Below are 23,673 nucleotides of genomic sequence, written 5' to 3'. Positions count from 1 at the left end.
AGTCTACGGCATATAATGAGAAAAAGAAAAAGCCAATACCACCACCAAGAATTGCAACCCATGCAATTATTTGTTTAATTTTAGACATATCAATTAACTAAAAACAACACTTATTGAATCTACGCAATTATTAAAAAATCACAAGAATAAATTTTATAATAATAAGAGATAGAAATAATTAAATTAATTTTGAAATGCATTATCCATAAATCAGGCAATGTTCGCATTCACAGTTTTCTTGTTGTTTTGACTTTACCAAACATTTTTTGTGTTGACCAGCTTGGCATTGAACACATACTTGCTCTATATTTTCAACATTAGTGTATTTTTTTGATTGATCAAAACCGAATCCACCATCTTGAGGTCCAACCATGTCAATATTTAGAACAGTGTAGTATTTCTACTTCACTAAGAGAGTGCTTTCTCAATAGAATTTCTCAGATCTGTTCTATATGTTTCAAGAATACCTCTAATTTCAAAAGCATCGACAAACCCACCTGCCGATGCTCGAGTTGCTTTAAGTAAATAATGTAATGTTCCTTCTTCGATCTTTCCGACATAATATCCATAAAGAAAATCAACTTGGTTTTCACATTTCCAAATTTGTTTAACATTTGGAAAAGTTTGATGAATTTCAGATGGAACATCTCTAATTCTTAATTTGACATAATCTTCAAGGGATTTTCTAATTGAAGAATCAGGCATCATTTCTAAAATCAATTCATCATACTTGTTTTTTAGTCATTATTTTTATCAGATTTTTTGTCAGAATCAGGTTTATCCCACATGTGCATAGTTCCACGAATCATAAATGAACCAACAATAATAGCAACAAGCCCACCTATAATAAAAATAAAAAAACGACCTATACTTTTGATATTTGCCATTATAGACAATATGTGTGATGTGTAATTATAATTGTCTGACAAACAAGATTAAAGAATCAACATAAACAAGGAATTTTGTAATGAAATGTAATAATATGAAAATTGGATGTTATCACGACAATGCCATTCATTTTGAAGGAAATGGCAAATGTCTTGTGAAAGGTTGTAAATGTAAAAAATACACAAATGATTAGATTTTTAGAGAATGGAGCTAGACTGATTCGGCAGGTGCTGTTGCAGTAGCAGATGATGCCAAAATTTTATCTATTTCGTTTATAGCAATCTTATCTCTTCCAATCAATTCAAACTTTTGTATCAATGTCTCAAATTTTGTTTCTTCTTGAACTTGTTCATTGACAAACCATTCTAGAAATACATTGGTAGAATGATCTTTATCCTTTAATGCAATTTCAACTAGTTTGTGTATTGCAGAAGTAACTGCTTGTTCGTTTTTTAATGCCAATTTCAAAATTGATTCTAATGATTTAAAATCAGATGTAGGTAATTTAGTTGCAGGAATTTTTGCAGAAATTCCCATGTTGTTTAAGTAATGAATTATTTTTAGCATATGAGTTCTTTCTTCATCGGATTGAGCATAAAAGAAACTAGCACCACCCTCGTATCCAGTTACTTCACACCAAGAGGCCATTGACAAATATGTATTTGAAGCATTTGCTTCCAACAAGATTTGATTATTTAATCCACTTTGCATATTTTTAGAGATTTTCATAATTTACAATTACTATTTGATTAACTAACTAAAAAAACTTGCTAAATATTTGAAAAGTTAAAGAAAAGAATTAATTAAAAATTATAGAAGAACAACATTCCAATTTTTGTCAACCCAAACACCAATCACATTTGCATCAAATTTCCAAGAGGAAATCACTTTAACTCCATCTTTTATTTGAGACATGTGTTTTTCATCAGATACTGGATTTCCAGCACAATCATAATGTCCAGATACAACAATTAATTTAGACTTATGAATATTTACAGATATTCCAATTTTTGATTTTATTGATTCATGACTAGAATCTTCTGCTATTTTCTTGTCAACTCCAGGTTCTGTTATGGTATCAACGTAATCGACAGAATAGTTTTCTTTAATCCATTTTGCCAAAGGAAATTGAATTCTTCCATCCATGCAAGAAATAGAGGTGGCAAATTTTCCATCACCCATTCAGATCAAATCCATACAATAGATCATACTAAGACAAGACATTATAAATTATTTTTTATGTAAAAAACAGTCACTTGTATGATCGTTTACCATACCTACAGCTTGCATGAAAGCATAACAAATTGTTGGACCGACAAAATTAAATCCATATTTTTTCAAATCATCGCTCATTTTTTTGGATATATCCGTGGATGCGGGTATATCAGAAAGTCTTTTGAAATTGTTGGTTATTGTTGTATTATTAACAAAACTCCAAATGAATTTGTCAAATGAACCAAACTCCTCTTGAATTTTTACAAAGAGTTTTGCGTTATTAATTACAGAGTTAATTTTTAATTTATTGCGGATTATTGCAGGATTATTTAGTAAATTTTTGATATGTTTTTCTGTATACTTTGACACTTTAACTGGATCAAAGTCAGAGAATGCTTTTCTATATCCATCTCGTCGTTTAAGAATAGTAGTCCAAGTTAAGCCAGCCTGAGCTCCCTCTAAAATTAAAAATTCAAATAATTTACGATCATCGTGTTGAGGTTTTCCCCATTCATTATCATGATATTCTATGTTAAGTTCATCCTTTGCCCATTGACATCTAGTTTTCATAAAATTCGAATTTGTTTAACATAAAATAATAGTTACTAGATGAAAAATAGAATATGAAGGTTAACCAGCAACTACTACAAATTAACAGGAATTTTATAATTTGTTTTATCATTTCAGCCTCACTTTCGGCAGTCGTTGCCCAATCATTAACGGGTTATGAGAATCACCTCACAACTACAATTACAATAATAACAGGGTACATAGTATATTTTGGAATTTTCTCAGTTTTGTTTTATTGGGATAATAAAATAAGATACAAACAAATGAGTTCAAGTTTAATTAAAAAAGAGATCCTAAGTATGATTTCATCATTTGGAGTAGGTGAAATTATTTATCTTGCAATACGATGGCCTTCTTTGTATTATTTTCTTGAAATGAACATAGAACCATTCATCGCATCACTAGTTTCAGAAATCATAGCTACTGCATGTTACATGATATCAGTAACTATTTTTTTAAGAAAGACAAAAACATTCTAAAAAGATCATTTCAAAGAATTTAAAAAGCGGGCTCGGTCGGATTCGAACCGACGACCTAACGCTCCGCAAGCGTTCGCACTATCCAAGCTATGCAACGAGTCCAACAGAATCGTGCTATCAAATTTTTAAAAACGTTTGGTATTTGAAAAAAATTATGCTTCTTTTTCGACCTTGTTGACATAGACATAATTCATGATCAAACCTGCAATTATGCCACCTAGAATTGGTGCTGCCCAATACAACCATTGAAACTCCCAAGCTCCGGAAATCAATGCAGGACCAAATGTTCTTGCAGGATTTACAGATGCGCCAGTTAATGGAACTGCAACGAGGTGAATCAAAAACACCATTCCACCAATTGAAAATCCATGCCATCCAGGTGATGCTTTTTTATGAACGGCTGTCATGAAAATTACCAGTACTAAGAAGAAAGTCAAAATTGCTTCTATTGCAAATCCAGAGCTTATACTGTTATTGATAAGTTCACTTGGACCGCCTTGCGTACCAAAGTTAACTTTTGCGCCAAGTTCTGGCAAAATTGCTTTAAGAGTTGCTGCTGCTGCAACTGCACCGATTAATTGTGAAATAATATATCCAATACCATCTTTAATTCCAATTTTTTTAGTAATCATCATAGGAATTGTAACTGCTGGATTGATGTGAGCTCCAGATACATGTCCAAATGCATAAACCATAAGAGCGATTGCACCACCATGGCCAAGTGAAATAAACAATACAGATTGGGTTGTCAGAGTTTCTCCAAAAGAGGCTACTGCAATAATTACAGAAAGCGGACCAAAAAATACTAAACCATATGTTGCAATTGCTTCTGCAAGATATGCTCTTGGGTTAACCATTAAGCTAAAGCCATTCTAATTTCCATATAAAACATTCGAAGTGGGATAGATTATCAAAGTCAAAAAGTAATTAACGGTCAAAATATCTTTAGACATATCATGTTAGAAGAAGGAGAATCGGTTCCAAAATTTGAAGTAAAAGATGCAAACGGAAACAGTGTCAAATCAAGTGATTTTAAGGGTAAAAAGCATGTCATCTATTTTTATCCAAAAGATTTCACTCCGGGTTGTACAACAGAAGCAGATGAGTTTTCCAAAGATTATAAAAAATTTCAAAAAGCTGGAATTGAGATCATAGGAGTCAGTCCAGATGATGTGGATTCACATAAGAAATTTTGTGATAAAATGGGAATAAAATATCCACTTCTTGCAGATGTAGATAAAACAATTTCAAAAGGATTTGGAGTTTGGGGTAAAAAGCAATTCATGGGGAGAGAATACATGGGAGTAGCAAGAAGCACATTTTTAGTTGATGAGAAAGGAAAAATTTTCAAAGTATATCCTAAAGTAAAACCGGCAGGACATTCAAAAGAAGTGTTAGATGATTTTTTAAAATTAAATTAAAAAGAAAAAAAGATTAAAAATTAGAATCCTTTTGGCAATGTGCCTTTAGAAGTTTTTGGTGGTTCAGGAGCTGCTTTTGCTTCAAATCCTTTTGGTAAAGCACCATGAGTTTTATTTGTTCTAGTTTTTACTTCTTCAACAACAGCTTCTTGGTATCTCTTCTCGTCTTCAATTCTTTGTTGTTCTATTCTTTGGAGATACTCTTGTTCATATTCTTCTAATTGTTCTTTTCTTGACTTTCCAGAACTTTCAGTTGTAGATGTCACTTTAGCTTGTTCTGTTCCTTTTGGCAAGGTACCTTTTGGTTTTGCAACCTCAGCTGGTTTTGGAGGTGCTTGTTGTGTTTGAGCTTGTGCAACTACTCCATCAACTGTCATTGTCACACCACTGAAACCTCCAAATGTTTTATCTGCTGGATGATATGCAAGTCTAGGTCTTGTTGCAAAGTACTGGTTTGATGGTTGTGTATATCCAGGAACTTTAGCTTTTTGATCATTCCAATTTCCTGATGGTACTTTACCTACAGGAGCAGTTCTTCTTACAAAGTATCTGTTTGGAGCTGGAGAATAACCCGTTACATGTGCCCTATACCAATGAAAATCGGTCATTTTGGCATTTTGATAAGCATTCTCTAAAGCTGCTTGTACAGTAGCTGGTGGTGATGCTTTTGTCTCAGATGGTTTTGGCACATCTGCTGGTTTTGGTTCAGAACCTTTTGGCAATACGCCTTTTGGTTTTGTAACCTCAGCAGGTTTTGCAACCTCAGCTGGTTTTGGTGCTGGTTTTGCAACCTCGGCTGGTTTTGTCTCAGCTGGTTTTGCAACCTCAGCTGGTTTTGGTGCTGGTTTTGCTTCAAGCTGTGTTGCCAATTTATCTAATTTAGCTTCTAATTCGGCAATCTTGTTTTCAAGATCTTGTTTTGTTTGCTTTTTAGTTGCCATTCCTTTCAGTAAATATTACATTGTTTATTTACATTTTGATCAGATAGAATATTTAGTTAAAATTAATTGGAAAAAATAAATCATAATATGTAAAAATTGCATAAATATAAAACGGATTATAAAATAAAAACAAATGAATTTTGAAATCAAATATCAATTAAGACAACAAATGTGGTCAGGATATTGATTTTTATCAAAAATAGAAAATAAAAGAATGATTGAATTAGAATCCTTTTGGCAATGTGCCTTTACTTGGTTTTGGAGGTGCTTGTTGTGTTTGAGCTTGTGCAACTACTCCATCAACTGTCATTGTCACACCACTGAAACCTCCAAATGTTTTATCTGCTGGATGATATGCAAGTCTAGGTCTTGTTGCAAAGTACTGGTTTGATGGTTGTGTATATCCAGGAACTTTAGCTTTTTGATCATTCCAATTTCCTGATGGTACTTTACCTACAGGAGCAGTTCTTCTTACAAAGTATCTGTTTGGAGCTGGAGAATAACCCGTTACATGTGCCCTATACCAATGAAAATCGGTCATTTTGGCATTTTGATAAGCATTCTCTAAAGCTGCTTGTACAGTAGCTGGTGGTGATGCTTTTGTCTCAGATGGTTTTGGCACATCTGCTGGTTTTGGTTCAGAACCTTTTGGCAATACGCCTTTTGGTTTTGTAACCTCAGCAGGTTTTGCAACCTCAGCTGGTTTTGGTGCTGGTTTTGCAACCTCGGCTAGTTTTGTCTCAGCTGGTTTTGCAACCTCAGCTGGTTTTGGTGCTGGTTTTGCTTCAAGCTGTGTTGCCAATTTATCTAATTTAGCTTCTAATTCGGCAATCTTGTTTTCAAGATCTTTTTTCGTTTGCTTTTTAGCAGCCGACATTTAGTTTGGATGAATTTTCGGGGTTTATTTACATTTGGGTCAAGTATCAAAGTAAAATTTGATCAAGTTTTATATGCACAATACACCTAACTGTAACCATGGATGATTTTGAAAAAGAGTATCCAGGATTTGATTGGAAAAATACTCCTGCATACAAACACCCTGGAGGAAAAGACTGTCCTTGTCCAAAACATGAATACATTAGAGAGCAGATCAATTTTACAAGACAGGTGAATCAGAAAGGCAAGGAGCCATCAAAAATAACTCTGAAATTCTGCCCCGATCATTACAGAGTATATACCCAAGAGGTAATTCCAGCTATGCCATTAAAATATAGAATTTTAACAAAAATTGCACTAAAGCTTGGAGCCATTCAAGTAGAGCAACTAAAATACATGGAATCAGAATTATGTTTCTATTGTAAATTTGGTTCTGGTGGACATGATAGAAAAAACGAACTTCCACCAATGTAAAATTTCTATTCAGGACTAAGTAAAATTTTTGGTTTGTTTGGGGTGTCATGATGACATCTCTTTCCACATAATGGACATCGTTTTCTATCAAGAAAAACACATTGACAGATATGTGAGTCAAGATAAGATTTGGCTAATTTGTTTGATTCACCAGTTCCATTGCAAAAAGGACATTGAGAACCTAATAGTTCTATAGTACCAGTTCCCTTACAGACTACGCATTTTTCATCAACCAATGACATAATTTCCCAGTGGTAGGAATTAAATGCCATGTGTTAAAATTATTTTTAAAGTATCAAGCATGCGTAAATCTAGTTAAGCTTATACTAGATTCATTTTTAGTAAAATTATGGCAATCGAAGACATCCATGAATTTGTAACAGAGTTAGAAAAAAAAGGTGAATTAAAAAGAGTCAAAACAGAAGTCGACTCGAATTTAGAAATTGCAGAAATTTTGAGAAGAGAGATGTACTCAAATGGTCCAGCTATACTTTTTGAAAATATAAAAAATTATGACATGCCAGTATTAGGTAATGCGTTTGGTTCAATGAAAAGATTAGAAATTGGACTAGAGATGACAGACTTTACAGAGATAGGACAAAGAATTGTAGATATGACAAAGATGGATATGCCATCAGGATTTCTAAACAAGATAAAAAAACTCCCCGAACTTTCAAAAATGGCAGATTCTTTTCCTAAACTAGAAAACAGTGGACCAGTGACTGAGATTACTTCAAGTGATGCATCTTTTGATAAATTACCTATTTTAAAATCATGGCCAAATGACGCAGGACGTTTTATCACATTAGGATTAGTTGCCACAAAACATCCAGAAACTGGAGTTAGAAATCTTGGGGTATATAGAATGCAAATCATAGATAGTACACATGCAATGATGCACTGGCAAAAACATAAACGTGGTGCACAACATGGAGAGATTTCAAAAGAGCGGGGAGAGAAAATACCTGTAGCTGTAATTATTGGATGTGAACCTGCAACTGTATTTTCATCAATTGCTCCAGTTCCAGAAGGACTAGACAAGTATTTGTTTGCGGGAATTACAAGAAAAAAAGGAATCAAAACTGTAAAATGCAAAACCATTGATTTGGAAGTTCCTGCAAATGCTGAAATTGTTTTGGAAGGATATGTTGACCCCCATGATATCAGAGATGAAGGACCATTTGGAGATCATACAGGATATTACACTCCAATTGAACCATATCCAACTTTCACATTAACTGGAATTATGAGAAGGAAAAATCCCATTTATGTCACAACAGTAGTAGGCAAACCAATCCTTGAAGATGCATATATTGGCAAAGTTATTGAGCAGTCATTTTTGCCATTGATACGAATGTTTCATCCAGAAGTTGTAGATTTCAGTATGCCAGCATCTGGATGGTTCCAAGGTTTTGCAATAATATCAATTAAAAAAAGATATCCAGGACAAGCAAAAAAAGTAATGATGGGATTATGGGGAATGGGACAATTGGCACTAACAAAGATGTTTGTTGTAGTAGATGAGGACGTCAATGTTCATGATATCAATGATGTAATATGGGCAATTACAACAAGAGCTGATGCTGCACGGGATACAACAATTATCAACAACACACCTACAGATACACTTGATCCTGCATCTCCAATGGTGAATTTGGGTTCAAAGTTAGGAATTGATGCCACTCAAAAAACTAGAGAAGAAGGATATCAAAGAGAAATTCAACAGTTAGTTAAGGTAGATAAAGAAACAAAAAATCTAGTAGATTCTAAATGGTCTAGTTACGGACTATAGCAAAGCAATAGAATTATAGAAATTATCTCGTTCTTCTGCCTGATAACCAATTTGATGAATCGCATCTACTATTAGTTTACCAGTTAGTTCAGTAGAACGTGAACCGGTACAAGATACAACCTCTTCACCAATCAATGTACCGCCAAAATCATTTGCACCATATTGAAGAGCAAGTTGCGCCATTCCAACTCCATTTGTAAGCCATGAAGACTGAATGTGTGGAATTAATCCATTAAAAACAAGTCTAGATATCGCTATCATTTTTAGCAGTTGTGTTCCACCGGTTCCATATTCCACTAATTTTTCTTCTTGCATCAAAGTATTATTTGGTTCAAAATTCCAAGGAATAAATGCCATAAATCCACTAGTCTTTTCTTGCAATTTTACAATTTTAAAAAAGTGATCTACAATATCATCATTATTTTCTACATGTCCATACATCATAGTTGCTGATGCTGGAATATCAAGGGAGTGAGCTTCATCCATTATCCTAATCCAATCTGCACTGGATATTTTTTTTGGACTAATCACATCTTTAACAGAGTCTACAAGAATTTCAGCTCCTGCTCCAGGAATTGATTGCAATCCAGATTCTTTTAATCTAGATAAAACTTCTTTTGTGGATGATTTTTCAATTCTAGAGATCATATCAATTTCAGATGCAGAAAGTCCATGGACGCCGACTTCTGGAAATTTTTTTCTAATCATTTTAAATGCATTTTCATAATATTCAATTTTCAGATTTGGATTGTGCCCACCTTGAATCAAGACTTGTCTAATCTTAAACATGTCCCATGCAGTCTTTACTCGAGATTCAATTTGATCCAGAGATAATGTGTAAGCATCCTCAGAACCAGGAGAGCGATAAAATGCACAGAATTTACAATCAGTAATGCAGACGTTAGTATAATTCAAAATAATATTATTTACAAAAGAAACCTTCTTTCCAAATTGCTTTCTTGTCAAATGGCCAGAAACTAGACCCATTAGATGCACATCGTCAGACTCTAATAATCTAAGACAATCTGTAGGACCAGGTCTATTACCATTTAGAGAATCTTCAAGAATATCTCCAATGTCACTTCGATTAATTTGTTCAGTAGTTTGACTCAATTAACTTGTTCAACAACATCTATGATTTCTATTTATTCTTTGAGAGGATGATAAAAAACAACACATCAGACACATTCATGCATAAATAATATAATTTTGAGTTAAAGATTCACGTTATTTTTAAGTAGGGCACTAAAAACAGATTCAGCCATGGTATCGGGTCACGAAATTCGACTAAGTCGAATTCTTAGAAAAGGAAAAATGTTATGCATTCCAATGGATCATGGAATTTCAAATGGTCCTATTGAAGGATTAGCAGATCCGGCATCGATGATTTACAGATGTGAAACACGTGGACTTACAAGTATCATAATTAATAAAGGAATTCTCAAAACATTACCAAAACCAACAAAGATTGGCGTATTAGTTCATTTTTCAAGTAGTACTTCTTTGTCAATGTCTCCTAATCGTAAAATGCTTACAGGTACAGTAGAAGAAGCTTTAAGACTAGGAGCAGATGGAGTATCACTTCACATCAACATCGGAGGTAAAGAAGAACCCGAGATGTTAGAACAGCTTGGAATGATTGCAGACCAGTGTCACAAATGGGATATGCCATTATTAGCAATGATGTACCCAAGAGGTGAAAATATCAAAGATCCACACGATCCAGAAATTGTAGGACATGTTGCAAGAATAGGAGCAGAGTGCGGAGCAGATATTGTTAAAACACTATACACAGGTGATGTGGATTCATTTGCAAAAATTGTAAAGAGTACTCCAGTTCCAATTGTTATTGCAGGAGGACCAAAAACAAAAACAGATTTAGATATTTTACAGATGACAGAAGATGCAATGACTGCAGGAGCTAAAGGTGTAACATATGGTAGAAATATTTTTGCACATAAAAACCCAGAAAAAATAGTAGAAGCATTAGCATCAATAATTTTCAGAAAAGAATCCGCAAAGGAAGCAATGAAAAAACTTGAGCAAAACTAGAGAATTAATAATTTCGCCCAAAGTTTCTCAAGCGCAATTAGCAAAATTTCTTCCACAGTTAGAAGAAGAAGGAATCAAGACAGTATATCTTGATCCAAAAAAACTAAATTCAAAGACAAAATTAGATACAATATATCCATCATCTGCTGCAAATTACATAATAATTGAAAAAGAAGGCTCAGCAAAACCAAAGGGGAAAAAAATAGGCAGGAAATTTGAGGTTTTGTCCAACAAGGACATTGAAGATATTTTGACGGTTGCAAAAAAAGGACTAGATTTTGTAATAGTTGAAGTAAAAGATTGGAAGATTATTCCGCTTGAAAACATAATTGCAAAACTTCACAAAATCAACACAAAAATTTTTGCCATAGCAAATACACCAGAGGAAGTAAGAAAGATGTTTTCAATACTTGAAGTTGGAGTAGACGGGGTTATTTTCAATACAGGATCAATTAATGAAGTAAGAGAAGCTATGGTATATTTAGGAACTAGAAGATTTGATTTGAAATCTGCAAAAATTATCGAGATTAAAGAAGTAGGAGACGGCGAAAGAGTTTGTGTCGATACAGCATCAATGTTACACAAGGGAGAAGGAATGCTTATTGGAAGTAGATCAAATTTTCTATTTCTAGTTCATAATGAATCAGTTGGTTCATCATTTACATCACCAAGACCATTTAGAGTAAACGCTGGAGCGGTTCATTGTTATACACTATCTCCTGATGGAACTACAAACTATCTTTCAGAAGTAGAAACAGGTTCTGAAGTATTAATAATAAATTCTAAAGGTAAAGCAAGAAGAGCTACGGTGGGAAGATCAAAGATAGAAAGACGCCCAATGTTGATGATTAAAGCATCTGTAGGAGTAGAAATTGGAGGAATAATTGCACAAGACGCTGAAACAATTCGCTTTGTAAAACCAAACGGTGAACTTGTATCAGTGACTCATCTCAAGAAAGGAGATTCAGTAATGGTTCATGCAAAATCTGCAACGGGCAGACATTTTGGAATGGAAGTATCAGACGAATATATTTTAGAAAAGTAAAAATGAAATACAAAACTTGTGTAACAATTGCAGAAAATTCTTCAAATAAGATCAAAAACAATCTAAAACAAGCACTAAAAAAATCAGATTATGCAGAAGTAAGATTTGATTTTTTAAAAACAGAAGACATACCACAAACATTAGAAAATATCAAAGAGGATTTAAAAAAAGTAGTATGCACGCTTAGACCAAAATCAGAAGGAGGAAAATTTGAAGGCAATGAAAAAGAAAGAGTGGCAATATTAAAATTAATTTCAGAGTATAATCCGTTTTTACTAGATGTTGAATTTAATACAATTAAAAAAAATAAAGAATTGGCAAAATATCTCAAATCAACAAAGACTAGACTGCTTATTTCATGGCATGATTTTAAAAAAACTCCAAAATTTTCTGAGTTAAAAAACAAAATGACTCAGATGAATAAATTTTCAAATAATGTAAAAATTGTCACTACAGCCAAATCAGCTAAAGATTCTACTACGACTCTTCAACTCTATAGCCAAAATAAAAAAAACAGTTTGATAGCATTTGCAATGGGAGATAATGGAAGATTATCAAGAATTTTATGCCTATATCTAGGAAGCCCATACACATACGTATCACTTGGAAAGCCAATAGCACCTGGACAATTCAGTGTTGATGAGGTAAAAAAAATCATCCGCCTAAAGATGAACTAAATATTAAGAGTCCAACCAAATAAAGAAGATAATTTTAGAATTTATAAAAAACATGCAATCAAAAAGATATCTAACACATAGTTGAGAGTTTAAATCAATCATAGTAATCTAGAAAATAAGATGTCAAAAACATTTGCAGTTATTGGAGATCCTATTGATCATTCATTATCGCCAAATATTCACAGTGCAGCATTTAGAGAATTGAATTTGGATTGCTCATATATTGCATATAAAATAGCAAAAGATGAATTAGAAGAAGGAATAGAATCACTTAAAAAAATTAAGATAGATGGATTTAATGTTACAATTCCACATAAAGTTGAAATGATGAAATACCTGAATAAATTAGACGAGTCTTGTAGTATTATAGGTGCAGTGAATACAGTTACAAACGATAATGGAATTTTAAAAGGATACAATACAGATATGGATGGATTTTTAGAACCATTTAAAAAAAGAAATTTGAACATAAAAGATTTGAAAGTGTTGTTATTAGGAGCAGGGGGTGCTGCAAGAGCTATTGTAGCAGGATTTGCAAAAGAACATGCAAAAAGTATCACCATAGCAAACAGAACTTTAGAAAATGCAGATAAGATCTCAGAGTTTTCAAATAAAATTGGATTAAAAGCAAATCCAATTAGAATAGAGGAGATAGGAGATACGACAAAAAATTATGATGTGATCGTAAATGCAACATCAGTGGGATTGAAAAATGAACCGAGTATTATTTCACTTGATGAAATTAACTCAAAAACAATTGTGTATGATATAGTTTATTCTCCAATAAATACAGATTTTATAAAAAAAGCAAAAGAAAAAGGTGCCATCATAATTTATGGCTATGAGATGCTATTGGGCCAAGCATCTAGAGCGTTTCAAATATGGCATGGCGTAGAAGCACCTTATAATGCCATGAAAAAAGCATTGTTAGGAGGAGTATAATGGCAAAAGCAATGGCTACAGTACACGGTGCAGTATCACTTGTAAATGCAATTGCTACCCACAAGGGTGCAACGTTAGGTATTGAATTGAAAGTAGATGCAATAATTGAAACCAGTCCAGGTAAAGGAATTTTCATTCAGTCAGAAAATAAGAGCCTAAGTTCAAGATTAATAAATAAAACTATAGAAAAAATACTTTCAAAAAAAGAGGTTGAAGAAAACAAGATTGACGTTACGCTAAATTCAGAAATACCTACAGGATATGGATTAAAAAGTTCAAGTGCAATTTCATCAGCAATCGCTCTTGCATGTGCAAAAATATTCAAACCAAAATTAACAGATAAACAAATTTTACTTGCAGGAGTTGAGGCATCATTAGAATCTAAAGTAAGCATAACTGGAGCATATGATGATGCATGTTCATGTTATTATGGAGGATTCAATGTAACTGATAATCTTAAAAAAAATAGAATTCATTTAGAAAAAGCACCTACAAATTTAATTGCAGTAATATTTATTCCTAAAAATAGAAAACGAGGAAATTTAAAAAATCTAAAGATTCTTTCAGATGTATTTAATGGTGCATGGGAGTTGGCAAAAAAAGCAGAATATTGGAACGCAATGAACATCAATGGATTAGCAACAGCTGCAATATTAAATTCAGATCCAAAAATAATCATTAATTTATTGGAGAAAGGAGCACTTGGAGCATCAGTTTCAGGAAACGGTCCTGCAATTGCAGCTGTAACAAAAAAAGAAAATGAATCAAACATAAAAAAAGTATTTTCAGTATTAGAAGGAAATGTAATAGTATCCAAAATCAATAACAAAAAGGCTGAAGTTCATGAATTGTAAAGTAGAAAAATCAAAAATAACAGGTCATGTCACATGCCCTGCAAATAAAAGTTATTCACACAGAGCAATCTTTCTTGCAGCACTTGCAGGCAATGATAGCAAAATTGACAATGTGTTGTTTTCAGACGATACAGTTGCAACAATAGACACATGTAAGAAATTCGGAGCTGAAATTGAAGAGTTAGATTCGTCAATAATTGTCAGAAAATCAATAAAATTTGACATAAATGTACCTGAAATCGATGCTAAAAACTCAGGAACGACCATAAGGATTGCATCAGGGATTGCAGGATTATTCACTAATGAAATTACATTGACAGGAGATGCTAGTCTTCAAAAAAGACCAATGCAACCACTACTTGATGCATTAAAAAGCATAGGAGCAAAATGTACTTCAATAAATGGAATGCCACCAATCAAAATCACAGGAAGAATTTCAGGTGGAGATATTTCAATTCCTGGAAATTTTTCAAGTCAATTTGTATCAGCACTACTAATTTGTGCACCATTAACTGAAAAAGGAATTAACTTAAACATAGATGGAAATTTAGTTTCAAAACCATATCTTGATGCAACTATTGCAACAATGAGAAACTTTGGGGTTACAGTACAAACATTAATTCCATATAGAAAATACAATATTTCACCCCAATTATACAAACCATCTACATTTACTGTGCCAATTGATTTTTCGAGTTTAGCATTACTACTTTCAGCTGCAGTATTAAATGGAGAAAATGTTGTAATCCATGGTAAAATTGGAAATCTACCTCAAGGAGATGAAGTGTTTATCGATATTTTAGAACAAATGGGAGTAAAAGTAACCATAACAGAAGAGCATATCACAATTAAAACACCAGATAAACTTAGTGGGGGAAGATTTGATTTAAACAATTCACCAGACCTGCTTCCTCCTTTAGCAATTCTAGCATTAAAAACAATAAATCCAATTGAAATTATAAATGTAAAACATGCAAGATTAAAAGAAACAGATAGAATCTCCATACTTTATAGAGAATTAGTTAAAATGGGAATTAAAGTACAAGAGAAAGAAGACGGTTTAATTTTAGAGTCATCAAATGAATTAAGAGGGACTTTATTAAATTCCGAAAATGATCACAGATTATTCATGGCATTTTGTATTGCTGGAATGTATGTTGGTAATTGTATCGTAACAGATTATGAGTCAGTATCAGTATCATATCCTAATTTTGTTAGTGAGATGAACAAATTAGGGGCAAAAATCACAGTAGAGTAAAATTTTAAAAAATTATCAAAAAGGGGTAAAAGGCGCGACCCTGTATAGAGTGAAAAGCATTCTCCTCACTCACTTCGTTTTTACGAAGATAACATGCATTTTTCGCAGAGCCGCGCAAATCATTTGTTAGATTTTACACGTTTTTGCACATATAATATACGTTATTTTAATATTTAAGTATTAATTGTAATAATTATAATTATTTTAAAGAAAATATGTAATTTTTAAACACATGTAAATTGAAATAAAATTTGTTAAATTTGAGAAAATTTTTTGTGTTTTTTCATAATGAGGAATTATAAGCATCAATTTACCATCACAATATGTTGCCGGGAAGTTCAATTGGTCAGCGTCTTGTTTTAACCAGTTTTGGTGAGAGTCATGGAAAATCTATAGGAGCCGTTTTAGATGGATGCCCTGCAGGATTAGAAATTGATGAAAAAGAAATTCAACAAATGTTAGATCTTAGAAAACCTGGACAGTCACTGATTTCTACACAGCGAAAAGAAGGAGATATTGTAGAAATTATTTCGGGAGTTTTTAGAGGACATACCACAGGTGCACCAATTACAATGTTAGTTTGGAATAGTGATCAGAAATCAAAAGACTATGAAAATTTGAAAACAAAACTCAGACCTGGACATTCAGATTATCCAGCCATGGTAAAATATAATCATTTTAATGATTATAGAGGAGGAGGTAGATTTTCTGGAAGGTTAACTGCAACTCATGTAATGGGAGGAGCAATTGCAAGAAAATTATTAAAAGTCACACTAGGTGTAGAAACAAATTCATTTACAGCACAGATTGGAAAAATAAAAATGGAAAATAAATTTAATGAAAAAATGATTAACTCAATTTATAAAAATGAAGTAAGATGTCCTGAAGAAAAAACTGCAAAAAAAATGAGAGAGTCAATATTAGATGCAAGAAAAAAAGGAGATTCTCTTGGAGGAATAATAGAATCAATCACAACAAATGTACCAGTTGGAATTGGAGAACCTATCTTTGGATCATTAGAATCAGATTTAAGTAAAGCAATATTTTCAATCCCATCCGTTAAAGGAGTAGAATTTGGTTCAGGGTTTAAAGGCTCAGAATTATTTGGTTCAGAAAATAATGACTTGTACACAATAAAAAAAGGGAAAATAATTACAAAAACAAACAATTCAGGAGGGATTTTAGGTGGAATATCAAATGGTATGCCAATAACAATAAGAATTGCATTCAAACCTGCATCATCAATAGCACAAAAACAAAGTACTGTGGACATTAAAACCAAAAAAGACACCATACTACAAGTAAAAGGAAGGCACGATCCATGTGTAGTTCCTAGAGCCCCACCAGTAGTAGATTCGTTGGTTGCTTTAACTTTGGCAGATCATGCTCTTTTATCTGGAGCAATCAAGCCTGTATTGTAAAGATATGTCAGACATCAACCAACTTCGGAATAGAATCGACGAGATCACCATAGAAATGATCAAGATGCTAAAAATGCGAACAGATATTTCTAAAGAAATTGGAGAAATTAAAAAAAACATAGGAAAAGGAGTAACAGATGAAACTCGTGAAGATAATCTTCGCTCAAAAATAATCACATTATGTAACGAATTAAAATTTGATGAATCAATTGCAACAAAATTTTTAAACTTTTTACTTAATGAATCAATTAAGGTACAGTCAGATAGTAAACAAACACATCTATCAATTTTTCATAAAGCTAAAGCAATGGAACGTGATGGGAAAAAAATCATCCATATGGAAGTAGGTGAACCAGATTTTCCCCCTCCTCAAATTGTTAAAAAAGCTCTTGAAGAAGTTTTTGATAAAGGATTTTTAAAATACGGAAATGCAAAAGGATTACCTTCATTTAGAGAAGCGCTCGCTAAATATTCATCTGAGAAATTTGGAGTCGAAGTTTCACAAGACAACATAATGGTTAGTCCAGGTGCTCGCTTTTCAATCTATACTGCAATTAGTACTTTGTTAAATCCAGGAGATGAATTAATTGTAATTGAACCATCATGGCCAGCATACAAAGAGTGTGCGTTAAATTCCGGAATTAAAGTGAGAACCATAACCACTACATTGGAAGGAAAGTGGGAACCAACAATTGAACAAATTCAAAAAGTTATCAACAATAACACAAAAATGATCATACTAAATTATCCAAACAATCCAACGGGAAAAATTCTTCCCGAAGAATTACAAGATGAAATCGTAAGGTTAGCAATTAAAAATAATTTATACATTTTAAGTGATGAAATTTACTCTCAATATGCATACAAAAAATGGAAAAGCATACTATGTTATAATTATGATAAAAGTATCATCACTCAATCATTTTCAAAATCACATGCAATGACAGGATTTAGGATAGGATACACCATTTCAAGACCAGAAATTATAGAAAAATTATCAAAATTAGAAGCCCTTTGCCTGACAAATGTGTCTGAACCTATTCAATATATTGCCATGAAAGCCTTGGAGGCAGACATATCAGATAATACTAATACAGTACAAACCAGACTAAATGTATTGATTGAAAAGGCAAAAGATATGAATTTGGATTTTATTGCTCCAGATGGAGCAATGTATCTATTTGCTCGCATCAATCAAGATGGTTTTAGCGGAGTACAATTTGCAAACAATCTTTTAGAAAAAGGATTAGCTGTTGCACCTGGAGAAGGTTTTGGAGAATTCAAGAATTTCATTAGATTATCGGCGTGTCAAGACGAAAAAATACTAATGGAGGGAATGAATATACTTGGTAATATGTTGAGAGATAAGCAATGAAGAAGAAAATTACAATAATTGGAGTCGGGGGTCAAATGGGGCAATGGTTTGCAAAATATTTTCTAGCAAATGACTTTGAAGTTACAGGTTATGATAGTGAAAACAAGATACAAGGAAAAGGAATAATCCAATCAGATTCCCTAGTAGGGGGCATTTTAAAAGCAGATTACGTTGTGTTGTGTACTCCAACAAGAAGAACGCCAGAAATAATTAGATTAATTGCAAAAGAGATGAAAAGAGGAACATATCTAATTGAAATATCATCAGAAAAATCCAAAGTAGTAGCATCATTATCAAAAATGCCTGCAAAAATTAATCCCATATGCATTCATCCCATGTTTGGTCCTGGTGCAAAATCAATCAAAGGACAGAACATAATTTCAGTTCCAATAAAAGATGCAAAAAAAGAATTGACAGTTGTAAAAGAACTTTTTGAGGGTGCAAATTTTGTAACAATCGATGCAGTTGAGCATGATAAAAAAATTGCAGTTATTTTAGGATTAACTCATTTGATGAATCTTGTATTTGCAAATATTATTTCAAAAGATGAAAAAATGTCATTAACTGAAAAAATGTCAGGAACTACATTCAGAGTTCAAAAAATACTTGCGGAAAGTATAATGACAGAATCTCCAGAATTAATTGAAACGATTATAGCAAATCCTGAAATTAGAAGAGTTGCAGAAGAACTTTGGAAAGACATAGGCAGACTACTGACAGCAGTACAAGAATCAAAGACGGAAGAAGTAATAGATTACATTAAAAATTGTCAAGAGAAACTTTCTGCAAATACAAATCTGGAGGATTCTTATAAAAAATTGACAAAAATGGTACATGCAGTTGAAAAATAAGAAAAATGCGTGCAACCAAAATTGTTACATCTTTTATTAAAGATGAACAAAAAATACTCATTCTAAAAAGAAGCGATAAAGTAAAAACTATGAAAGGATTATGGGCAGGAATTAGCGGCATCATTGAAAAAAACGAATCTCCTTTAACACGAGCAAAAATAGAGATTTTTGAAGAAACTGGGATTGCAGAAGATAAAATAAAATTAATAAAATCTGCAGAAAAACTTAGGGTAAATTCACCACAATATGAAAATCATGAGTGGGAAATATTTCCATTCTTATTTGAAGCAAAAAATCCAGAAATAAAACTAAATTGGGAAAATTCAGAATATTTGTGGATAACTATTGATGAATTAAAAAATTACAATTCAGTTCCTAGTCTTGAAAAAGTATTACTAAATCTGTTGTAATTTTTCTTCTTTATCATATTTTCTTTGTTGAGGTAGCATAACATAGACACATGCTCCACCACACATTGTACAAGGAACATTATTTCCTGGACGTTGTCCAGTTCGACCATGAATCTTAGCTGCCTCTTCAGGATCAATAGATAACGCAATTTGTTTTTCCCAATCCAATGTTCGACGAGCTTCAGTCATTGCCATGTCCCATTTTATTGCCTTTTCTCGAAGTTTCACCAAATCAGCTGCATGTGCTGCAATTCTATATGCAATTAGACCTTCCTTTACTTCATCAGCATTAGGCAATGCAAGATGTTCAGAAGGAGTAAGATAACATAATAGATCAACACCTTCACTTGCAGAAACAGCAGCACCGATAGCACTTGCAATATGATCATGCCCTGAAGCAACATCAGTCACCAAAGGACCTAACACATAGTAAGGAACATCACCTATCAAAGATTTGGCTAATCGGACATTAGTAGCAACTTCATTTAATGGAACATGCCCTGGTCCTTCAACCATCACTTGAACATCTTGTTCATGAGCACGTTTTGTTAGTTGAGACATGTGTATCATCTCTTGAACCTGAAGTTCATCATGAGAATCAAGAATAGAGCCAGGTCGTAATGCGTCACCTAAGCTAAATGTAACATCGTATTTTTTAGCAATTTCAATGAGGTAATCATAATGAGTCAAATATGGATTTTCTTTATCATGTCGCAACATCCAAGCAGCAGTGATTGTTCCACCCTTGCTCACCACACCGCCATATCTTTTAACTTTTAGAATTTTTTTTGCAATATCTTTTGTAATTCCACAGTGGATAGTAGTATAATCAACACCATCTTTTGCATTATTTTCAAATGCGTTTAAAAAATCATCTTCAGTTAAATTTAAAGGATTTTTATGAACTTCAATGCCATAGTTGTATGCCTCATAGATGGGTACTGTTCCAAATGTAATAGGCGTAACTTCTAATAATGCACGTCGTATTTTTTTGACATCACCACCATCGCTTAAATCCATCAATGTGTCTGCATGGTATTTTACAGCAACCTTTGCTTTTTCAATCTCTTCTTCAAGGTTGACATTTAGTGTAGAAGTTCCAATGTTTACATTCACTTTAGTTTTTAGACCCTTTCCAATTCCAACATTGTGAATTTTTTGAGGTCTAACATTGTTGCTAGGAATTATAATAGAACCATTTGCAATTTTAGGAATAAGCCATTCTAATGTAACATCCTCGTCTTTTGCCACAATCTTCATTTCGTCTGTAGCAATACCCCTTCGGGCAGCAGTCATTTGAGTACCCATGCATAATCTATGTTTTTGCCTGATTTAAACAATCATGAGAGTATCAAACGATAAAAATATTCGAGAATGTTTTGTTACTATAAACGTAAAATTGATCGATCTTATATGCTTAAACCGATAATAGATAGTATGAGAATGGCAAAAGAATGTGTACATTGTGGGAAAGAATTTCAAAGTTTTAAAGATGAGTTTTGCTCATTTGAATGCGCTAACCAAACATCATAATGAATTAGCAATATCATCTGAAAATATCAAATTACATAGTTAAATGTAAAATTATGACAAAATATAGAAATCTAGGCACAACATCATCAGAGTAAAACTATTCATCCCATTTGACAGATTAATTTCAAATAAAAAATATCACATGGTTTTTCGTTTACATGTTAAGTCTACAAATATTAATTTTCATTTAGCAGAACTCCAAGTTTCAGATACACTATAATCAACAACAGAGTTTGAAACAAAATATTTTTTGCCACATTTAAAACATTGCCAAAGAAAAACATTGTTGATTTTCTTTTGATATTGCATCGGTAACAAACACACAGTACAGCTCAATTCAGAGGGAATATCATCAACCAAAGGAATTTTTTCAGTCAAATTAACAATTAAGAACTGAGTTAGATCTATAAATGCTCTATCATAATAGAAAAAAATTAAACAAGAAATACAAGCCCATAAAAATAGAAAAAATAAAAAACAAATGGAAAAACAGATTAGTGTAATCAATTTAGACAACACTAAATGAATTTACTTTCAATAGGGGGCTCTGATCCATCGTCTGGAGCTGGCATACAAAGCGATGTTAAAACATTTGATATGTTAAATGAGTACGGGTTGACTGTCATTACCGCAGTAACAGGACAAAATACATCTAATTTTGGAATGATTCAACCGGTGTCAAAAAAAATATTAAAAAATCAACTTGAATTATTGATTTCAGATTTTAAAATAGACGGGATAAAAATTGGAATGGTATACAATTCAAACATAATAAAAATAATACATAATGAATTAAAACAATTAAAGATTCCAATTGTATTAGATCCAATAATAAAATCAACCACAGGAGGTTTACTAATAGAAAAAAATGCCATTAAAGATTTTAAAAAATATTTAATTCCATTAGCGACAGTCATCACACCGAATAAATTCGAGGCAGAATTCTTATCTCAAATTAAAATAAATTCAAAAAAATCGCTTCTAAAAGCTGCTCTAAAAATTCAAAAGATGGGTGCAAAAAGCATCATAATTACAGGAATAGAAACAAAAAATAAGAAAATCTCAGATTTCATATTAGAAGAAAAAAGGAAATACTCCATATCAAGCAACATAATTCCAAAAACTAATCATGGTAGTGGTTGTAATTATTCATCTGCACTACTAGTTTCATTGGTAAATGAAAAATCATTAAAAGAATCAGCCAAGTTTTCAAAACAATTCACGTACAATTCAATAAAAAATGCCAAAAATATTGGACGTGGAATAGAAATTACACAAATAAAAAAAAGAGACAACATTCAAATTGAATTATCAAATTGGATTAACAAATTCATTGGAATCAAAAATATTTATAAAAATATTCCGGAATGCCAAACAAATTTTGTCTTTTCAAAAATAAATCCAAAATCAATTAAAGATGTAGTAGGAATTGCAGGGAGAATAGTTAAAACTGGGAATAAGGTCATGGTTGCAGGAGATTTGGAATATGGCGGTTCAAAACATGTTGCTACAGCGTTGATTGCTATGAATAAAAAATTTCCAGAAATACGCTCAGCAATTAATTTAAAATATAATGAAGAAAATATTTTAAAATTAAAAAAAACAAAATTAATTATTTCTAGCTATGATAGAAATTCAGAACCAAATAAAATTAAAACTAAAGAAGGATCATCCATAGAATGGGGAATAAAGTTAGCAATAAAAAAATTGGAAACAGCTCCAGATGTGATTTATCATAAAGGAGATTTCGGTAAAGAACCAATGATCATTATTTTTGCCAAAACTCCAGCATCCATTATTGAAAAAGTTTCAAAATTATTTAATTAATTTTAAACTATAAGAGAAATACATACTTGAACATAAATAGTCATATCTCAATTATAGATTTATGAAAGCCGTAATACTTGCAGGAGGTTTAGGTACAAGATTGCAACCATATACAACTTTTCTACCAAAACCGATGCTTCCTTTGGGTGAAAAACCTATTTTAGAACACCTAATAGAATGGACACAAAAAAATGGTGTAAAATCCATAGTATTATGTGTAAGTTACCTAAGAAAAACGATTGAAGATTATTTTGAAGATGGCAAGCGCTTTGGGGTAAATATTGAATATGCGGTATCTAACAAACCATTAGCAACCGCAGGTCAACTTAAAACAGCAGAAAAATTCATTGACGATACTTTTGTTTGCATGTATGGAGATTCTATATTTGATTTCAATTTACGAAATATGATAAAACATCATAAACAAAAAAAATCATTTGTAACAATGAATTTGTATGAATACAAAACAAATCTACCATACGGAGTAATAGAAACCACCAAAACAGGGAAAGTGGTTGCATGGAATGAAAAGCCAGAAATCACTGCAAATGTAAATACTGGATGCTATGTAATGGAGCCAGAAATAATGGAGTTAATTCCAAAAAATGTTCCTTATGGAATGGATGATGTAATTAGAAAAGCAATGTCAAAAAATAAACTAGTTAGCAGTGTTGTGTCTAAAAAAGGGTTTTTGGATATTGGAAACAAAGCAACCTATAGAAAAGCAAATCAAGAATATCTTCAAAAACTAGGAAAAATTTAAAATAATAAA

General features: G+C 32.4%; 28 protein-coding genes and 1 tRNA gene. 16 read left to right on the top strand and 13 right to left on the bottom strand.

All coding sequences use genetic code 11. From position 1 onward, the window contains the following. Positions 1–199 precede the first annotated feature (199 nt). From K5782_RS04135 to K5782_RS04110, 6 genes are all read right to left on the bottom strand, one after another. Complete coding sequence (locus K5782_RS04135) at positions 200–373, bottom strand: hypothetical protein (protein WP_297464193.1); 174 nt, start codon at positions 371–373, stop codon at positions 200–202. A 35-nt stretch (positions 374–408) separates the two neighbouring features. Continuing rightward, on the bottom strand, positions 409–708 hold the full coding sequence (locus K5782_RS04130; protein ID WP_297464191.1) for a hypothetical protein: 300 nt from the start codon (positions 706–708) through the stop codon (positions 409–411). A gap of 29 nt (positions 709–737) precedes the next feature. Further along, positions 738–887, bottom strand: coding sequence for a hypothetical protein (locus K5782_RS04125; RefSeq protein ID WP_297464190.1), 150 nt, complete (start codon positions 885–887; stop codon positions 738–740). 211 nt (positions 888–1,098) lie between these two features. Beyond that, on the bottom strand, positions 1,099–1,617 hold the full coding sequence (locus K5782_RS04120) for a ferritin (RefSeq protein WP_297464188.1): 519 nt from the start codon (positions 1,615–1,617) through the stop codon (positions 1,099–1,101). Between the two features lie 81 nt (positions 1,618–1,698). Then, the gene (locus tag K5782_RS04115; protein WP_297464186.1) at positions 1,699–2,070 is read right to left on the bottom strand and encodes a carbonic anhydrase; all 372 of its coding nucleotides are present in this window, start codon (positions 2,068–2,070) and stop codon (positions 1,699–1,701) included. A gap of 48 nt (positions 2,071–2,118) precedes the next feature. Next, positions 2,119–2,673: a DNA-3-methyladenine glycosylase I gene (locus K5782_RS04110; protein WP_297464184.1), complete on the bottom strand. Its 555-nt coding sequence runs from the start codon at positions 2,671–2,673 to the stop codon at positions 2,119–2,121. Between the two features lie 53 nt (positions 2,674–2,726). Here K5782_RS04110 and K5782_RS04105 point away from each other — a divergent pair, with 53 nt between their 5' ends. Then, complete coding sequence (locus K5782_RS04105) at positions 2,727–3,152, top strand: hypothetical protein (protein ID WP_297464182.1); 426 nt, start codon at positions 2,727–2,729, stop codon at positions 3,150–3,152. A 27-nt stretch (positions 3,153–3,179) separates the two neighbouring features. Here the strand turns inward: K5782_RS04105 and K5782_RS04100 are convergent. Further along, positions 3,180–3,254, bottom strand: a tRNA-Arg gene (locus tag K5782_RS04100). A 50-nt stretch (positions 3,255–3,304) separates the two neighbouring features. Then, the gene (locus K5782_RS04095) at positions 3,305–4,009 is read right to left on the bottom strand and encodes an MIP family channel protein (protein WP_297464180.1); all 705 of its coding nucleotides are present in this window, start codon (positions 4,007–4,009) and stop codon (positions 3,305–3,307) included. Positions 4,010–4,108: 99 nt separating this feature from the next. On the opposite strand from K5782_RS04095, the gene bcp reads away from it, so the two are divergent. Continuing rightward, a complete protein-coding gene (gene bcp, locus K5782_RS04090) occupies positions 4,109–4,573 on the top strand; it encodes a thioredoxin-dependent thiol peroxidase (protein ID WP_297464178.1) in 465 nt (154 codons plus the stop codon). Between the two features lie 20 nt (positions 4,574–4,593). Here the strand turns inward: bcp and K5782_RS04085 are convergent, their stop codons facing one another. After that, positions 4,594–5,514, bottom strand: a complete 921-nt coding sequence (locus tag K5782_RS04085) for a trans-sialidase (protein WP_297464176.1) — start codon at positions 5,512–5,514, stop codon at positions 4,594–4,596. A gap of 223 nt (positions 5,515–5,737) precedes the next feature. Beyond that, the gene (locus tag K5782_RS04080) at positions 5,738–6,391 is read right to left on the bottom strand and encodes a trans-sialidase (RefSeq protein ID WP_297464174.1); all 654 of its coding nucleotides are present in this window, start codon (positions 6,389–6,391) and stop codon (positions 5,738–5,740) included. A 98-nt stretch (positions 6,392–6,489) separates the two neighbouring features. Here K5782_RS04080 and K5782_RS04075 point away from each other — a divergent pair, with 98 nt between their 5' ends. Beyond that, positions 6,490–6,864, top strand: coding sequence for a hypothetical protein (locus K5782_RS04075; protein ID WP_179365999.1), 375 nt, complete (start codon positions 6,490–6,492; stop codon positions 6,862–6,864). Between the two features lie 5 nt (positions 6,865–6,869). Here K5782_RS04075 and K5782_RS04070 read toward each other — a convergent pair whose 3' ends face one another. Further along, positions 6,870–7,106: a hypothetical protein gene (locus K5782_RS04070; RefSeq protein ID WP_297464169.1), complete on the bottom strand. Its 237-nt coding sequence runs from the start codon at positions 7,104–7,106 to the stop codon at positions 6,870–6,872. Between the two features lie 107 nt (positions 7,107–7,213). On the opposite strand from K5782_RS04070, the gene K5782_RS04065 reads away from it, so the two are divergent. Continuing rightward, on the top strand, positions 7,214–8,656 hold the full coding sequence (locus K5782_RS04065; RefSeq protein ID WP_297464167.1) for a menaquinone biosynthesis decarboxylase: 1,443 nt from the start codon (positions 7,214–7,216) through the stop codon (positions 8,654–8,656). Here the strand turns inward: K5782_RS04065 and K5782_RS04060 are convergent. Beyond that, the gene (locus K5782_RS04060; protein WP_297464165.1) at positions 8,651–9,769 is read right to left on the bottom strand and encodes a CofH family radical SAM protein; all 1,119 of its coding nucleotides are present in this window, start codon (positions 9,767–9,769) and stop codon (positions 8,651–8,653) included. The two genes, K5782_RS04065 and K5782_RS04060, sit on opposite strands and share 6 nt — an antisense overlap. A 150-nt stretch (positions 9,770–9,919) precedes the next feature. On the opposite strand from K5782_RS04060, the gene K5782_RS04055 reads away from it, so the two are divergent. From K5782_RS04055 to K5782_RS04010, 10 genes are all read left to right on the top strand, one after another. Further along, on the top strand, positions 9,920–10,708 hold the full coding sequence (locus K5782_RS04055) for a 2-amino-3,7-dideoxy-D-threo-hept-6-ulosonate synthase (RefSeq protein WP_297464163.1): 789 nt from the start codon (positions 9,920–9,922) through the stop codon (positions 10,706–10,708). Then, positions 10,695–11,753 carry a 3-dehydroquinate synthase II gene (locus K5782_RS04050; RefSeq protein WP_297464161.1) on the top strand — a complete coding sequence of 353 codons (1,059 nt, stop codon included), beginning with the start codon at positions 10,695–10,697 and terminating at the stop codon, positions 11,751–11,753. Before K5782_RS04055 ends, K5782_RS04050 begins: the two co-directional genes overlap by 14 nt. 2 nt (positions 11,754–11,755) lie before the next feature. Next, positions 11,756–12,430 carry a type I 3-dehydroquinate dehydratase gene (gene aroD, locus K5782_RS04045; RefSeq protein ID WP_297464159.1) on the top strand — a complete coding sequence of 225 codons (675 nt, stop codon included), beginning with the start codon at positions 11,756–11,758 and terminating at the stop codon, positions 12,428–12,430. A gap of 120 nt (positions 12,431–12,550) precedes the next feature. After that, a complete protein-coding gene (gene aroE / locus K5782_RS04040) occupies positions 12,551–13,372 on the top strand; it encodes a shikimate dehydrogenase (RefSeq protein WP_297464157.1) in 822 nt (273 codons plus the stop codon). Next, positions 13,372–14,226 carry a shikimate kinase gene (locus K5782_RS04035; protein WP_297464154.1) on the top strand — a complete coding sequence of 285 codons (855 nt, stop codon included), beginning with the start codon at positions 13,372–13,374 and terminating at the stop codon, positions 14,224–14,226. The genes aroE and K5782_RS04035 overlap by 1 nt, the downstream gene beginning before the upstream one ends. After that, positions 14,216–15,484 (top strand): 3-phosphoshikimate 1-carboxyvinyltransferase, encoded by a 1,269-nt coding sequence (aroA, locus tag K5782_RS04030; protein ID WP_297464152.1) that lies wholly within the window; start codon positions 14,216–14,218, stop codon positions 15,482–15,484. Before K5782_RS04035 ends, aroA begins: the two co-directional genes overlap by 11 nt. Positions 15,485–15,807: 323 nt before the next feature. Then, complete coding sequence (aroC, locus tag K5782_RS04025) at positions 15,808–16,905, top strand: chorismate synthase (RefSeq protein WP_297464150.1); 1,098 nt, start codon at positions 15,808–15,810, stop codon at positions 16,903–16,905. Between the two features lie 4 nt (positions 16,906–16,909). Continuing rightward, positions 16,910–18,280 carry an aminotransferase class I/II-fold pyridoxal phosphate-dependent enzyme gene (locus K5782_RS04020; RefSeq protein WP_297464148.1) on the top strand — a complete coding sequence of 457 codons (1,371 nt, stop codon included), beginning with the start codon at positions 16,910–16,912 and terminating at the stop codon, positions 18,278–18,280. Continuing rightward, positions 18,277–19,131: a prephenate dehydrogenase gene (locus K5782_RS04015; RefSeq protein ID WP_297464146.1), complete on the top strand. Its 855-nt coding sequence runs from the start codon at positions 18,277–18,279 to the stop codon at positions 19,129–19,131. Before K5782_RS04020 ends, K5782_RS04015 begins: the two co-directional genes overlap by 4 nt. A gap of 5 nt (positions 19,132–19,136) precedes the next feature. Then, complete coding sequence (locus tag K5782_RS04010; RefSeq protein ID WP_297464144.1) at positions 19,137–19,541, top strand: NUDIX domain-containing protein; 405 nt, start codon at positions 19,137–19,139, stop codon at positions 19,539–19,541. Here the strand turns inward: K5782_RS04010 and thiC are convergent. Continuing rightward, the gene (thiC, locus tag K5782_RS04005) at positions 19,527–20,849 is read right to left on the bottom strand and encodes a phosphomethylpyrimidine synthase ThiC (RefSeq protein ID WP_297464142.1); all 1,323 of its coding nucleotides are present in this window, start codon (positions 20,847–20,849) and stop codon (positions 19,527–19,529) included. The two genes, K5782_RS04010 and thiC, sit on opposite strands and share 15 nt — an antisense overlap. Before the next feature lie 747 nt (positions 20,850–21,596). Between thiC and thiD the strand changes: the two genes are divergently transcribed. Together thiD and K5782_RS03995 are read left to right on the top strand one after the other, a co-directional pair. Then, a complete protein-coding gene (gene thiD, locus K5782_RS04000) occupies positions 21,597–22,901 on the top strand; it encodes a bifunctional hydroxymethylpyrimidine kinase/phosphomethylpyrimidine kinase (RefSeq protein ID WP_297464140.1) in 1,305 nt (434 codons plus the stop codon). A gap of 61 nt (positions 22,902–22,962) precedes the next feature. Further along, a complete protein-coding gene (locus tag K5782_RS03995; RefSeq protein WP_297464138.1) occupies positions 22,963–23,664 on the top strand; it encodes a nucleotidyltransferase family protein in 702 nt (233 codons plus the stop codon). Positions 23,665–23,673 lie beyond the last annotated feature (9 nt).

The sequence above is a fragment of the Nitrosarchaeum sp. genome, assembly GCF_025699065.1.
GTDB lineage: Archaea > Thermoproteota > Nitrososphaeria > Nitrososphaerales > Nitrosopumilaceae > Nitrosarchaeum.
The sequence above is the reverse complement of the archived record's forward strand: the minus strand, read 5'-3'. Positions and strand labels throughout refer to the sequence as shown.

Excerpts from the sequence above, each read along its gene's own strand:
- K5782_RS04135 (WP_297464193.1), bottom strand. The coding sequence starts at position 373 with ATGGTTGGACCTCAAGATGGTGGATTCGGTTTTGATCAATCAAAAAAA.
- K5782_RS04130 (WP_297464191.1), bottom strand. The coding sequence starts at position 708 with ATGATGCCTGATTCTTCAATTAGAAAATCCCTTGAAGATTATGTCAAA.
- K5782_RS04125 (WP_297464190.1), bottom strand. The coding sequence starts at position 887 with ATGGCAAATATCAAAAGTATAGGTCGTTTTTTTATTTTTATTATAGGT.
- K5782_RS04120 (WP_297464188.1), bottom strand. The coding sequence starts at position 1,617 with ATGAAAATCTCTAAAAATATGCAAAGTGGATTAAATAATCAAATCTTG.
- K5782_RS04115 (WP_297464186.1), bottom strand. The coding sequence starts at position 2,070 with ATGGGTGATGGAAAATTTGCCACCTCTATTTCTTGCATGGATGGAAGA.
- K5782_RS04110 (WP_297464184.1), bottom strand. The coding sequence starts at position 2,673 with ATGAAAACTAGATGTCAATGGGCAAAGGATGAACTTAACATAGAATAT.
- K5782_RS04105 (WP_297464182.1), top strand. The coding sequence starts at position 2,727 with ATGAAGGTTAACCAGCAACTACTACAAATTAACAGGAATTTTATAATT.
- K5782_RS04095 (WP_297464180.1), bottom strand. The coding sequence starts at position 4,009 with ATGGTTAACCCAAGAGCATATCTTGCAGAAGCAATTGCAACATATGGT.
- bcp (WP_297464178.1), top strand. The coding sequence starts at position 4,109 with ATGTTAGAAGAAGGAGAATCGGTTCCAAAATTTGAAGTAAAAGATGCA.
- K5782_RS04085 (WP_297464176.1), bottom strand. The coding sequence starts at position 5,514 with ATGGCAACTAAAAAGCAAACAAAACAAGATCTTGAAAACAAGATTGCC.
- K5782_RS04080 (WP_297464174.1), bottom strand. The coding sequence starts at position 6,391 with ATGTCGGCTGCTAAAAAGCAAACGAAAAAAGATCTTGAAAACAAGATT.
- K5782_RS04075 (WP_179365999.1), top strand. The coding sequence starts at position 6,490 with ATGGATGATTTTGAAAAAGAGTATCCAGGATTTGATTGGAAAAATACT.
- K5782_RS04070 (WP_297464169.1), bottom strand. The coding sequence starts at position 7,106 with ATGTCATTGGTTGATGAAAAATGCGTAGTCTGTAAGGGAACTGGTACT.
- K5782_RS04065 (WP_297464167.1), top strand. The coding sequence starts at position 7,214 with ATGGCAATCGAAGACATCCATGAATTTGTAACAGAGTTAGAAAAAAAA.
- K5782_RS04055 (WP_297464163.1), top strand. The coding sequence starts at position 9,920 with ATGGTATCGGGTCACGAAATTCGACTAAGTCGAATTCTTAGAAAAGGA.
- aroD (WP_297464159.1), top strand. The coding sequence starts at position 11,756 with ATGAAATACAAAACTTGTGTAACAATTGCAGAAAATTCTTCAAATAAG.
- aroE (WP_297464157.1), top strand. The coding sequence starts at position 12,551 with ATGTCAAAAACATTTGCAGTTATTGGAGATCCTATTGATCATTCATTA.
- K5782_RS04035 (WP_297464154.1), top strand. The coding sequence starts at position 13,372 with ATGGCAAAAGCAATGGCTACAGTACACGGTGCAGTATCACTTGTAAAT.
- aroA (WP_297464152.1), top strand. The coding sequence starts at position 14,216 with ATGAATTGTAAAGTAGAAAAATCAAAAATAACAGGTCATGTCACATGC.
- aroC (WP_297464150.1), top strand. The coding sequence starts at position 15,808 with ATGTTGCCGGGAAGTTCAATTGGTCAGCGTCTTGTTTTAACCAGTTTT.
- K5782_RS04020 (WP_297464148.1), top strand. The coding sequence starts at position 16,910 with ATGTCAGACATCAACCAACTTCGGAATAGAATCGACGAGATCACCATA.
- K5782_RS04015 (WP_297464146.1), top strand. The coding sequence starts at position 18,277 with ATGAAGAAGAAAATTACAATAATTGGAGTCGGGGGTCAAATGGGGCAA.
- K5782_RS04010 (WP_297464144.1), top strand. The coding sequence starts at position 19,137 with ATGCGTGCAACCAAAATTGTTACATCTTTTATTAAAGATGAACAAAAA.
- thiC (WP_297464142.1), bottom strand. The coding sequence starts at position 20,849 with ATGGGTACTCAAATGACTGCTGCCCGAAGGGGTATTGCTACAGACGAA.
- thiD (WP_297464140.1), top strand. The coding sequence starts at position 21,597 with ATGAATTTACTTTCAATAGGGGGCTCTGATCCATCGTCTGGAGCTGGC.
- K5782_RS03995 (WP_297464138.1), top strand. The coding sequence starts at position 22,963 with ATGAAAGCCGTAATACTTGCAGGAGGTTTAGGTACAAGATTGCAACCA.